This is a genomic window from Stenotrophomonas sp. YJH_SMC_16, from assembly GCF_059367875.1.
Genome location: NZ_JCAFRH010000009.1, coordinates 155,774 through 168,116, shown reverse-complemented (window position 1 = coordinate 168,116; position 12,343 = coordinate 155,774). Strand labels below are relative to the sequence as shown.

The 12,343-nt window shown below is 65.8% G+C and carries 10 protein-coding genes and 1 pseudogene; 6 read left to right on the top strand and 5 right to left on the bottom strand.

Annotated elements, in window-relative coordinates; translation table 11 throughout:
- The 5 genes and pseudogenes from AC5P6E_RS18195 to AC5P6E_RS18175 all read left to right on the top strand — a co-directional run.
- Positions 1–382, top strand: a pseudogene (locus AC5P6E_RS18195) (methyl-accepting chemotaxis protein); the annotation flags it as partial.
- Between the two features lie 37 nt (positions 383–419).
- Positions 420–1,289: a CheR family methyltransferase gene (locus AC5P6E_RS18190; protein ID WP_019338555.1), complete on the top strand. Its 870-nt coding sequence runs from the start codon at positions 420–422 to the stop codon at positions 1,287–1,289.
- Positions 1,286–1,882, top strand: coding sequence for a chemoreceptor glutamine deamidase CheD (cheD, locus tag AC5P6E_RS18185; RefSeq protein WP_014037083.1), 597 nt, complete (start codon positions 1,286–1,288; stop codon positions 1,880–1,882). Before AC5P6E_RS18190 ends, cheD begins: the two co-directional genes overlap by 4 nt.
- On the top strand, positions 1,879–2,952 hold the full coding sequence (locus AC5P6E_RS18180; RefSeq protein WP_019338554.1) for a protein-glutamate methylesterase/protein-glutamine glutaminase: 1,074 nt from the start codon (positions 1,879–1,881) through the stop codon (positions 2,950–2,952). Before cheD ends, AC5P6E_RS18180 begins: the two co-directional genes overlap by 4 nt.
- A gap of 238 nt (positions 2,953–3,190) precedes the next feature.
- Positions 3,191–3,562 (top strand): hypothetical protein, encoded by a 372-nt coding sequence (locus AC5P6E_RS18175; protein WP_043398942.1) that lies wholly within the window; start codon positions 3,191–3,193, stop codon positions 3,560–3,562.
- A gap of 140 nt (positions 3,563–3,702) precedes the next feature.
- On the opposite strand, the gene acnB is transcribed toward AC5P6E_RS18175, so the two are convergent.
- From acnB to AC5P6E_RS18160, 3 genes are read right to left on the bottom strand one after another with little or no spacing between them, the layout of a single operon-like run.
- Positions 3,703–6,294 carry a bifunctional aconitate hydratase 2/2-methylisocitrate dehydratase gene (gene acnB, locus AC5P6E_RS18170; RefSeq protein WP_019338552.1) on the bottom strand — a complete coding sequence of 864 codons (2,592 nt, stop codon included), beginning with the start codon at positions 6,292–6,294 and terminating at the stop codon, positions 3,703–3,705.
- Positions 6,295–6,337: 43 nt separating this feature from the next.
- Positions 6,338–6,736: a type II toxin-antitoxin system VapC family toxin gene (locus AC5P6E_RS18165; protein WP_010482492.1), complete on the bottom strand. Its 399-nt coding sequence runs from the start codon at positions 6,734–6,736 to the stop codon at positions 6,338–6,340.
- Positions 6,737–6,742: 6 nt separating this feature from the next.
- Positions 6,743–6,967 carry an AbrB/MazE/SpoVT family DNA-binding domain-containing protein gene (locus tag AC5P6E_RS18160; protein WP_005409505.1) on the bottom strand — a complete coding sequence of 75 codons (225 nt, stop codon included), beginning with the start codon at positions 6,965–6,967 and terminating at the stop codon, positions 6,743–6,745.
- Between the two features lie 301 nt (positions 6,968–7,268).
- Here AC5P6E_RS18160 and acnA point away from each other — a divergent pair, with 301 nt between their 5' ends.
- Positions 7,269–10,022, top strand: coding sequence for an aconitate hydratase AcnA (gene acnA, locus AC5P6E_RS18155; protein WP_483698904.1), 2,754 nt, complete (start codon positions 7,269–7,271; stop codon positions 10,020–10,022).
- Between the two features lie 78 nt (positions 10,023–10,100).
- Here acnA and AC5P6E_RS18150 read toward each other — a convergent pair whose 3' ends face one another.
- Together AC5P6E_RS18150 and AC5P6E_RS18145 are read right to left on the bottom strand one after the other, a co-directional pair.
- Positions 10,101–10,544 carry a hypothetical protein gene (locus tag AC5P6E_RS18150; RefSeq protein WP_029550860.1) on the bottom strand — a complete coding sequence of 148 codons (444 nt, stop codon included), beginning with the start codon at positions 10,542–10,544 and terminating at the stop codon, positions 10,101–10,103.
- A gap of 92 nt (positions 10,545–10,636) precedes the next feature.
- Positions 10,637–12,187 (bottom strand): BCCT family transporter, encoded by a 1,551-nt coding sequence (locus AC5P6E_RS18145; protein ID WP_019338549.1) that lies wholly within the window; start codon positions 12,185–12,187, stop codon positions 10,637–10,639.
- Positions 12,188–12,343: the final 156 nt, after the last annotated feature.

Sequence of the window (12,343 nt, the reverse complement as noted above, 5' to 3'; positions counted from 1 at the left end):
CTCGGTGCAGCGCGTGACCGACATCATGGCCGAGATTTCCGCTGCTTCGCAGGAACAGTCGGCCGGCATTGAGCAGGTCAACCAGACCGTGGTGCAGATGGACGAGACCACCCAGCAGAACGCCGCGCTGGTGGAGGAAGCTACCGCTGCCGCGCGCGCGATGGAAGAACAGGCTGGCCAGCTGGCCGACGCCGTGGCGATCTTCCGCCTGGACAACCAGGTCTCCGCCGCAATGAAGGCGGTGGCCGCGCGTGTCGAACCGGTGCGTGTTGCCACCGCCGTGGCGCGCCCGCAGCCGGTTCCAACGCCGGCACCGGTCCGCCGCACCGGCAGCAACGCCAGCACCTTCGTCGCCAGCGACAGCGACTGGCAGGAATTCTGAGACCCACCCGCGGCGGCTTCGGCCGCCGCCTCTGCCGATGGACACGTCCCCCGTGCAAAGTCCTACTCCCATCGTCACCGGCCCGCGCGAATTCGAGTTCGCCGACCGTGATTTCCGCCGCGTCTGCGACCTGATCTACCAGCGCGTGGGCATCGCCCTTGCACCGGCAAAGCGCGACATGGTCTATGGCCGCCTGTCGCGCCGCTTGCGCACGCTGGGCATGCGCAGCTTCCAGCAGTATCTGGACCATCTGGAGCAGGAAGACGGCGACGAGTGGCAGGCGTTTACCAACGCCCTGACCACCAACCTGACCTCGTTCTTCCGCGAGCCGCACCACTTCGACAAGCTGCGCGAGGAACTGCAGCAGCGCTCCAGCCGCACGCCGCTGCTGCTGTGGTCATGCGCGGCGTCCACCGGTGAAGAACCCTATTCGATGGCGATCACCGCCTGTGAGGCCTTCGGTACGCTGAAGCCGCCGGTGCGCATCGTCGCGACCGATGTTGATACCCAGGTACTGGCCACCGCCGGCCGTGGCGTCTACAACATCGACCGGGTCACCAATCTCGACCCGGATCTGCGCCGGCGCTATTTCCAGCGTGGCAGCGGCCCCAATGAGGGCCAGTGCCGCGTGCTGCCGGCACTACGCGAGCTGATCGAGTTCCGCCCATTGAATCTGCTCGCCCCGCGCTACGACGTCGGCGGACCATTCGACGCGCTGTTCTGCCGCAATGTGATGATCTATTTCGACAAGCCGACCCAGCGTGCCATCCTCGGCCGCCTGGTGCAGCACCTGGCCGATGACGGCCTGCTTTACACCGGACACTCGGAGAACTACCTGCACGCCGCCGACCTGATCCAGCCCTGCGGCCGTACGCTGTATCGCCGTGCGGCAAAGGCCGGCGCATGAACGCCTCGCTGCGTACCGACGATGTGATGCGCTACCAGGATGCGCGCTTCCAGACCATCGCGGCCAAGCTGCTGCCGACCCAGTACCTGGTGGTGGACGACACCACCGCGCTGACCACCACGCTGGGTTCCTGCGTGGCCGCGTGCCTGCGCGACCCGGTACTGAAGATCGGCGGCATGAACCACTTCCTGCTGCCCGAGGGCAATGCCGGTGACGGCGCGCCCGCGCGTTACGGCAGCTATGCGATGGAACTGCTGATCAACGACATGCTCAAGCGCGGCGCCCACCGCAAGCGCATCGAAGCCAAGGTGTTCGGCGGCGCCAACGTGCTCAAGGGCTTCACCAGCAATCCGGTCGGCACGCGCAACGCCGAGTTCGTGCGCCAGTACCTGCAGGCCGAGCATATTCCGATCATCGCCGAGGACCTGTGCGGCATCCATCCGCGCAAGATCTGGTTCTTCGCCGATACCGGCCGCGTGGTGGTGCAGCGCCTGCCGCACGCCCATGAAGCCGAGGTGGCCGCGACCGAATCGGCGGTGCGTGCACGCCTGTCCAAGGCCCCTGTCACCGGCGGCGTGGAGCTGTTCGAATGACCTTGACCGGCAACGCCCCCTGCCGGGTCCTGATCGTCGACGACTCCGCCGTCGTGCGGCAGATGCTCACGGAAATCCTGTCCAGCGATCCGGCCATCGACGTGGTCGGCACCGCCGCCGACCCGCTGCTGGCGCGCGAGAAGATCAAGCGCCTGGCCCCGGACGTGATCACCCTGGACGTGGAAATGCCGCGCATGGACGGGCTGGCGTTCCTGGAAAACCTGATGCGCCTGCATCCGCTGCCGGTGGTGATGATCTCCTCGCTGACCGAGCGAGGCGCCGACACCACGCTGCAGGCACTGGCGCTGGGCGCCGTGGATTTCGTTTCCAAGCCCAAGCTGGACGTGGCCCGCGGCCTGCAGGGCTACGCCGACGAGATCATCGCCAAGGTCAAGATGGCGGCGCGCTCGCGGGTGCGCCCGCTGGTGCGCGCTGCAGTCCCGAAACTCATGCTGGACGCAGCCCCCTCGATGCGCCCCGCCTCACCGCAGTTCCGTACCACCGATCGCCTGATCGCGATCGGCTCGTCAGCCGGTGGCACCGAAGCGCTGCGCGTGGTGCTGGAAGGCATGCCCGCCGACGCGCCCGCCGTGGTGATGACCCAGCACCTGCCGGCCAGCTTCAGCAGCGCCTTTGCCGAACGCCTGGACCGACACTCGGCGATGGCCGTGCGCGAGGCCAGCGACGGCGAAGCGGTGCTGCCCGGCCACGCCTACCTCCCACCCGGCGGCAAGCACCTGCGCATCATCCGCGATGGTGCGCGCTGGCGCTGCCGCGTCGATGACGGCCCGGCAGTGAACCGGCACAAGCCCGCGGTGGACGTGCTGTTCCGTTCGGTCGCGCAGAACGCCGGCAGCAACGCCATCGGTGCCATACTCACCGGGATGGGCGATGACGGCGCACGCGGCCTGCTGGAGATGCGCCAGGCCGGCGCGCCGACACTGGTGCAGGACGAGGCCACCAGTGTGGTCTGGGGCATGCCCGGTGCAGCGTTCAAGCTTGGCGCCGCCGAGGAACAGGTGCCGCTGGAGCGGATTGCCGAACGTCTGCTCGCCCTCGCCCGCGGCTGATTGCGCGCCGCGGCCCAAGGACTCCGCGAGCGGTAGATCCACGCCATGCGTGGATGCCGGTGTAGAGTCGAGCCACGCTCGACTCAGCGCGCATCGCACGAACAGCAGCCAAGCATGGACTCGGCGCTACAGGCCATCAGGCAACAGAAAAAGGCGCCGGTTTTCATCGGGGTTCTTCGTTTCAACGCGTTACCCGCATGTGTGCTTTGATAGCGGTATTGCACAAGGAATGCTGCACATGATCAAAGGCATATGGAAGGCCGCCCTGGCGGCCGTACTGCTTTCATTGCCACTGGCACCCGCCAGCGCCAGTGGCGATCTGTTCTACTTCGAGGCCAAGCAGGGTGATGTGTTCTTCATGCTGATGCTGGTGGGTCGCGAAGACCCCGGCGCGGTAAGCGTCAGCTGGAAAGGCGCGTCGATCCCGCCGTACCCCAACGTGCATCGCCGCTACTACATCGAATTCAACCGTGCAAAGCGCCAGGCCTACGTGCGTCCACTTGACCGTGATGGACTGCCCTGGTTCGAGATGGATGTCTCCGGTAAGCGCGGCAACGTGCTGATCGGCGGCCGTCGGTTGCAGGGCAACGCAGACTGGACCGTGCAATAGCGGATGCAGCAGACAAAAACCCCCGGCTTTCACCGGGGGTTCTTCGTTTCAACGGGAGGCCGGCCAGCGGCCGGCACTACCGTGCATCGTCGGCGCACAAAAAAACCCCCGGCGCGAGCCGGAGGTTTTTCGTTACCTCATCAAGCAGCGACCGTCTTGGCCACGTCCTGGTATTCCTCGATCTGGTCGAAGTTCATGTAGCGGTAGATTTCCGCGCCGCTGGCGGCGATCACGCCCACATCGGCCATGTACTCTTCCTTGGTCGGGATGCGGCCCAGGCGCGAGCAGATCGCGGCCAGTTCCGCCGAACCCAGGTACACGTTGGTGTTGCGGCCCAGGCGGTTCGGGAAGTTGCGGGTCGAGGTCGACATCGCGGTGGAGCCTTCGCGGATCTGCGCCTGGTTGCCCATGCACAGCGAGCAGCCCGGCATTTCCATGCGTGCGCCGGTGGCACCGAAGGTGCCGTACACGCCTTCCTTGGTCAGCTCCGAGGCATCCATCTTGGTCGGCGGGGCCACCCACAGGCGGGTCGGCAGGTCACGCTTGCCTTCCAGCAGCTTCGCAGCGGCACGGAAGTGACCGATGTTGGTCATGCACGAACCGATGAACACTTCGTCGATCTTGGCGCCAGCGACTTCGGACAGGGTCTTCACGTCGTCCGGATCGTTCGGGCAGGCCACGATCGGCTCGTGGATGTCGGCCAGGTCGATCTCGATGACGGCAGCGTATTCGGCGTCCGCATCCGGCTCCAGCAGCTGCGGGTTGGCCAGCCACGCTTCCATCTTCTCGATACGGCGCTGCAACGAACGCGGATCCTGGTAACCCTCGGCAATCATCCACTTCAGCAGCGTGATGTTGCTGGTCAGGTACTCGATGATCGGTTCCTTGTTCAGGCGCACCGAGCAACCGGCGGCCGAACGCTCGGCCGAGGCGTCGGACAGTTCGAACGCCTGCTCGACCTTCAGCTCCGGCAGGCCTTCGATTTCCAGGATACGGCCGGAGAAGATGTTCTTCTTGCCAGCCTTGGCCACGGTCAGCAGGCCGGACTTGATCGCGTACAGCGGGATCGCGTTGACCAGATCACGCAGGGTCACGCCCGGCTGCATCTTGCCCTTGAAGCGCACCAGCACCGACTCCGGCATGTCCAGCGGCATCACGCCGGTGGCCGCGGCGAAGGCGACCAGGCCCGAACCGGCCGGGAACGAAATGCCCACCGGGAAACGGGTGTGCGAGTCACCACCGGTGCCGACGGTATCCGGCAGCAGCATGCGGTTGAGCCAGCTGTGGATCACGCCGTCGCCCGGACGCAGCGAAACGCCGCCACGGGTGGAAATGAACTCCGGCAGGGTGTGGTGGGTCTTTACGTCCACCGGCTTCGGGTAGGCGGCGGTGTGGCAGAACGACTGCATCACCAGGTCGGCCGAGAAGCCCAGGCACGCCAGGTCCTTCAGCTCGTCGCGGGTCATCGGGCCGGTGGTGTCCTGCGAGCCGACCGAGGTCATCTTCGGTTCGCAGTACGTGCCCGGGCGCATGCCCTGGCCTTCCGGCAGGCCACAGGCGCGGCCGACCATCTTCTGCGCCAGCGAGAAGCCCTTGCCGGTGTCGGCCGGCTGCACCGGCAGGCGGAACAGGTCGGTCGGGGCCAGGCCCAGCGCTTCGCGCGCCTTGCCGGTCAGGCCACGGCCGATGATCAGCGGGATGCGGCCACCGGCACGCACTTCGTCGAACAGCACGTCGGACTTGACCTGGAACTCAGCGATCACTTCGCCGTTCTTCAGCGCCTTGCCTTCGTACGGACGCAGCTCGACCACATCGCCGTGCTCCATCTTCGACACGTCCAGCTCGATCGGCAGCGCACCGGCATCTTCCATGGTGTTGTAGAAGATCGGCGCGATCTTGCCGCCCAGGCACACGCCACCGGCGCGCTTGTTCGGGATGTACGGAATGTCATCGCCGGTCCACCACAGCACGCTGTTGGTGGCCGACTTGCGCGAGGAGCCGGTGCCGACCACGTCGCCGACGTAGGCAACCAGGTGGCCCTTGTCCTTCAGCGACAGGATCTGCTGGATCGGGCCGCGCTTGCCGTCTTCTTCCGGGGTGAACGGCGCGTCGTCGCGCTTGTTCTTCAGCATCGCCAGGGCGTGCATCGGGATGTCCGGGCGGGTGGTCGCGTCCGGCGCCGGCGACAGGTCGTCGGTGTTGGTCTCGCCCGGCACCTTGAACACGGTGACGGTCAGGCTCTGCGGCACTTCCGGGTTGCCAGTGAACCACTCGGCATCGGCCCAGCTCTGCAGCACGGCCTGGGCGTTGGCGTTGCCGGCCTTGGCCTTTTCCTGCACGTCGTGGAAGGCGTCGAACACCAGCAGGGTCTTCTTCAGGCCGTTGGCGGCGATGGTGCCGACGCTGGCGTCGTCCAGCAGCTGCACCAGCGGAGCGACGTTGTAACCGCCGAGCATGGTGCCCAGCAGTTCGGTGGCGCGCTCGCGGCTGATCAGCGGGTTCTGCTCGCTGCCCAGCGCGATCGCGGCCAGGTACGAGGCCTTGACCTTGGCGGCGTCATCGACGCCGGCCGGCACGCGGTGGGTCAGCAGGTCGAGCAGGAACTCGGCCTCGCCCTGCGGCGGGTTCTTCAGCAGTTCGATGACATCGGCCGTCTGCTGCGCGCTCAGCGGCAGCGGCGGGATGCCAAGCGCAGCGCGCTCGGCGACGTGGTGGCGGTAGGCTTCCAACATGACAACTCCCGGGTAATGCGTAGGTTGAAATAACAAAGTGGGCTCAGGCGTGCGGCACGATCAGCTTCAGGCCCTTGAAGTAGTCGCGGTAAAACGTGTCGTTCCAGGTGATCAGGCCATCGCACTGCAACAGTGCGTGGGCGCCGACCATGAATTCGTCCAGGCTGCGGCGGCTGCCGCTGCGCTGGCGGTGGCGACGGTGCATCTCGCCGGCGCGCAACGCCGACTTGGCTTCCATCGGGTTGAAGTGCACGCCCATTTCTTCCAGCGCTTCGAGCACCTCGGCGCCGCCGCGCAGCGATGCGCAGACCTCGGCCAGGGTCGCGCCGCAGACCACCACGCGGCCGCCGACCAGGCTCTGCCGGAGGATGGCTTCCACGGCATCGGCCTGCGGGCCATTGCTGAGCAGCTCGACCAGTACCGGTGAATCGACGGCGATCATCACGGCTTATTCCTCGTCGCGCACCGCGCGTACTGCCGCATCGGACGACTCGAAGCCGTCCAGCGCGAACTTGCCGCGCGCCCGTGAAATGGCATCGTCAACACTCTTGCGCAGGATGATGCGGCTGCCGTCCAGCTCGACCTTCAGCAGCGTGCCCTTGGTCAGGCCGAGGGCATCACGCACCGCCTTGGGCAGGGTGATCTGTCCGCGTTCTGCAACAGTGGCTTCCATCGGTAGGCCCTCCAGAGTATGCACAAATTATACATACTTCCCCGGGCATACTTCCACCCTGAACAGGACCGGCGACCCGCCAGCCCTTGCCTCGCAAAGGATCGGCCACAAACGTGACATACGCCATACACCTTCCCCTGTAGTCTGGAACCGATGCCGCAGGCCGGACCCGGCCCGGGTGAATCCATTCAGTTTCGGGTTCATACTGGAACCTCCGGGGCCACCAGGCCCGCGGCGACCGCAAGCAGGTCCGCCCATGCGCGGGCCACTGCAAGCCATCCGCAAGAAGGAGTTACCCCGCATGAGCGATTCGTTCTCCACCCGCAGCCAACTGAACGTCGGCGGCAAGACCTACGACTACTTCAGCCTGCCCACGCTGGGCCAGCGCTTCGACATCTCCCACCTGCCCTACTCGATGAAGATCCTGCTGGAGAACCTGCTCCGGCACGAGGATGGCGGCATCACCGTCGGCAAGGACCACATCGAAGCAGTGGCCCGCTGGAACCCGGCGGCCGAGCCGGACACCGAGATCGCCTTCATGCCGGCGCGCGTGGTCCTGCAGGACTTCACCGGCGTGCCCTGCGTGGTCGACCTGGCCGCGATGCGCGATGCGGTGGTCAAGCTCGGCGGCAAGCCGGAGCAGATCAACCCGCAGATTCCCTCCGAACTGGTCATCGACCACTCGGTGCAGGTCGATGTGTTCGGCAAGCCCGACGCGCTGGACCTCAACGGCAAGATCGAATTCCAGCGCAACCAGGAACGCTACGGCTTCCTGCGCTGGGGCCAGAAGGCCTTCGACAACTTCAAGGTGGTGCCGCCCAACACCGGCATCGTCCACCAGGTGAACCTGGAAAACCTCGCCCGCGTGGTGATGACCGCGGACAAGGACGGCAAGGCCGTGGCCTACCCGGATACCGTGTTCGGCACCGACAGCCACACCACCATGATCAATGGCATCGGCGTGCTGGGCTGGGGCGTGGGCGGCATCGAAGCGGAGGCCGCCATGCTCGGCCAGCCGTCGTCGATGCTGATCCCGCAGGTGGTCGGCTTCAAGCTGACCGGCAAGCTGCCCGAAGGCGCCACCGCCACCGACCTGGTGCTGACCGTCACCCAGATGCTGCGCAAGCTGGGCGTGGTCGGCAAGTTCGTCGAGTTCTACGGTGACGGCCTGCAGCATCTGCCACTGGCCGACCGCGCCACCATCGGCAACATGGCCCCGGAATACGGCGCCACCTGTGGCATCTTCCCGATCGACGCCGAGTCGTTGAACTACCTGCGCCTGTCGGGCCGCAGCGAAGAGCAGATCGATCTGGTCGAGGCCTATGCCAAGGCGCAGGGCCTGTGGCACGACGCCAACAGTGCACATGCGCAATACAGCACCACGCTGGAACTGGACATGGGCACGGTGAAGCCGTCGCTGGCCGGCCCCAAGCGTCCGCAGGACCGCGTGCTGCTGGAAGACGTGCAGAAGAACTACCGCGAAGCGCTGGTCGGCATGACCGCCAACCGTGACAAGCGCAGCGACGACGTCTCCTCCTTCGTCAATGAAGGCGGCGGCGCCGCGGTCGGCAACGAGCAGCTGGCCAAGGGCTACGCCGACATCGAGATCGAAGGCCGCAAGGTGCGGCTGAAGGATGGTGCAGTGGTCATCGCCGCCATCACCTCCTGCACCAATACCTCCAACCCGGCGGTGATGATCGGTGCCGGCCTGCTGGCCCGCAACGCGGCCGCCAAGGGCCTGAACCGCCAGCCGTGGGTCAAGACCTCGCTCGGCCCAGGCTCGCGCGTGGTCACCGACTACCTGGAAAAGGCTGGCGTACTGAAGGAGCTGGAGAAGATCGGCTTCTACGTGGTCGGCTACGGCTGCACCACCTGCATCGGCAACTCCGGCCCGCTGCCGACCGAAGTCAGCGCCGGCATCGCCACCGGCGATCTGGTGGTCACCTCGGTGCTGTCGGGCAACCGCAACTTCGAGGGCCGCGTGCACCCCGAAGTGAAGATGAACTACCTGGCCAGCCCGCCGCTGGTGGTGGCCTACGCCATCGCCGGCACCACCGACATCGACCTGACCACCCAGCCGCTGGGGACCGGCAGCGATGGCCAGCCGGTGTTCCTGCGCGACATCTGGCCGAGCAACAAGGAAATCGGCGATGTCATCGCCGCCACCATCGGCCCGGAGATGTTCAAGCAGAACTACGCCGATGTGTTCAAGGGTGACACCCGCTGGAACACCATCGCCTCGCCGGACGGCAACCTGTACGAGTGGAGCGACGCCTCCACCTACATCAAGAACCCGCCGTACTTCGATGGCATGACCATGCAGACCGGCAGCATCGACGACGTGCATGGTGCACGCGTGATGGGCCTGTTCGGCGATTCGATCACCACCGACCACATCTCCCCGGCCGGCAACATCAAGAAGGACTCGCCGGCAGGCCGCTTCCTGCAGGAGCGCGGCGTGCAGCCGGCCGACTTCAACAGCTACGGCAGCCGTCGCGGCAACGATGACGTGATGGTCCGCGGCACCTTCGCCAACATCCGCATCAAGAACCTGATGTTCGGTGGCGAGGAAGGCGGCAACACCCTGCACTACCCCGCCGGCGGCGGTCAGCCGGAGAAGCTGGCGATCTACGATGCGGCCATGAAGTACAAGGCTGACAAGGTGCCGCTGGTGGTGCTGGCCGGCAAGGAATACGGCACCGGCTCGTCGCGCGACTGGGCGGCCAAGGGCACCCTGCTGCTGGGGGTGAAGGCGGTCATCGCCGAAAGCTTCGAGCGCATTCACCGCTCCAACCTGGTCGGCATGGGCGTGCTGCCGCTGCAGTTCCGCAACGGCGAAAACGCGCAGTCGCTGGGCCTGGACGGCTCGGAGGTGATCGACATCACCGGCCTGCAGGACGGCGCCAGCAAGCGCGCCACGGTCACCGCCACCAAGGCCGACGGCACGAAGAAGACCTTCGAGGTGTCGGTGATGCTGCTGACCCCGAAGGAAGTCGAGTACTTCCGCCACGGCGGCCTGCTGCAGTACGTGCTGCGCCAGCTGGCAGCCAAGTAGAGTCGAGCTCGCTCTACTGCGACCACCTGCATTACCCAGACGGCCGGATCCAAGGATCCGGCCGTCTGCTTTACACGCTCAAGGTCGCACACCAAAGAGATGCCACGGGGCATTCTGGAGCGGACCATGAGCATCCAGGAAGCCCAGCCCCTCTTCCCAGGCGGTGTGTCCATCAGGTGCGTCGACGTTGACGACCTGCACCACCATCACGCCTCCAGCATGCGGCACGTCCTCGGTGCGATAGCAGACCGCGCCGCGGCCTTCGCCATACAGGTTGGACTGGAAGCCCGGCGGGCACTGCACACTGGTCACCTCGTAGCCACTGACTACTGCGCTGTACCTGCTGTTCGTGTGGATCGAGTAGGCAGCCAGCCCGCCCGCATGCGGAGCCAGTTGCAGGCGTACCGGCGCGGTTTCGCCCAGCGCCAGCACCGGGAAATCAAGCTGCACCGGAGGTGCGGCCAACGCCGCAGGCAGGAAGGAAAGGGACAAAAGTAAAGAAAGACCCAGCGTGCGAATCATCACTCGACTCCAGCAGCGAAATGTCGAGCGATGATTGCAGCCGGCAGGCGCAGCTGTCTTTCAGACAACAACGAAATCGCGACCTCCTGACCTCAGCGCCGCGGCGCGTCCGGGTCGGTACGCAGCGCCTTCAGCAGGCCCCACATGTAGAACGCCAGGGTGAACGAGAACGGCAGGCCGCACAGCACCACCGCGGTCTGCATCGCACTGAAGTTGCCGGCCAGCAGCAGGCCAACGCTGGCCACGGTGATGCCTACAGCCCAGAACACGCGCAGCCAGATCGGCGCGTCATGGCCATCTTCCACGCCATCGTCAACGCGACGGGTGCACAGGTTGGCGATCATCAGCGTGCCCGAATCGACCGGGGTCAGGAACAGCACGAAGCCGATCACCACCGCAGCACCCGCCACGTACGGCGCGCCGGGCAGGTATTCCAGCAGCTTGAACAGCGTCATCGCCGCATCGTGCTGGGCCACCTCACCCAGGATCGCCTGGCCATGGTTGAGCACCAGGTCGATGGCGGTGTTGCCGAAGATCGACAGCCAGGCCAGGGTGAAGCCGAGCGGGATCAGCAGCACGCCCATGATCACTTCACGGATGGTGCGGCCACGCGAGATGCGCGCCACGAAAAGGCCGACAAACGGCGCCCAGGCGATCCACCAGGCCCAGTAGAACAGTGTCCACGAACCCATCCACTCACGGCCCTTCGGGTCGTTGAGGTACATGTCGAAGCTCTTGCGCACGAACGCGCCGAGGTAATCGCCGGTGTTCTGGATCAGGCCGTCGAACAGGTGCAGGGTCGGGCCGGTGACCAGCACGAACAGCAGCAGGCCGCACAGCAGGCGCACGTTGAGGTTGGAGAGCCAGGCAATGCCCTTTTCCACGCCAGCAACCACGCCGATGGTGGCCACCACCATCATCACCAGCACGATCGCCACCAGCACCTGCGGCGTATCCGGGATATGGAACAGGTAGACCAGGCCGGACTGCACCACCAGCGCACCGATGCCGAGGTTGGTCACCATCGAGATCAGCGTAGCCAGGATACCGAAGCCATCCACCATGTCGCCGATGCGGCCATGGATGCGCTCACCGAAGATCGGGTACAGCGCCGAGCGCAACGCCAGCGGCAGGTCGCGGCGGTAGGCGAAGTAGCCCAGCGCCACGCCGACCAGCGCGTACAGCGCCCAGCCGTGCAGGCCCCAGTGCAGGAAGGTCAGCACCATCGCCTCGCGGCCGGCGGCCACAGTCCCGCCGGGCTGCCCGGGCGGATTGAGGAAATGGTCCAGCGGTTCGTAGGCACCGTAGTACAGCAGCGCGATGCCGATGCCGGCCGAGAACAGCATCGACACCCATGCGACGTAGCCGAAGGCCGGTGATTCCTCGTTGTGGCCCAGGCGGATGCGGCCATACGGCGAGAACGCCAGCCACAGCACGAAGCCGAGGCACAGCACGATCAGCAGCATGTACCACCAGCCGAACGCGGCCGACACTTGGGCCTGCGCCCATTGCAGCCAGTGCTCGCTGCCTTCGGGATAGAGAACGGTGAGCAGCCCGAGGATGCCGATCGACACCGAGGAACTGAAGAACACGAAACGGTTCAAGCGCAGGGGCGAACGCTTGGGATGAGCCAGGGAAGACATGGGGTCGTCTCATCAAGTCCGAGGGAGCACATGGGCGGGGCCGGACCGGTAAACCGGGCCCATGGCGTGGGGCGCGAGCGCATCCTATGGTTTATTGATTGAACGTTCAATCAATAAAAAGCATAATGGCGGGCAGCCCGATCCTTCGGGTCGCAA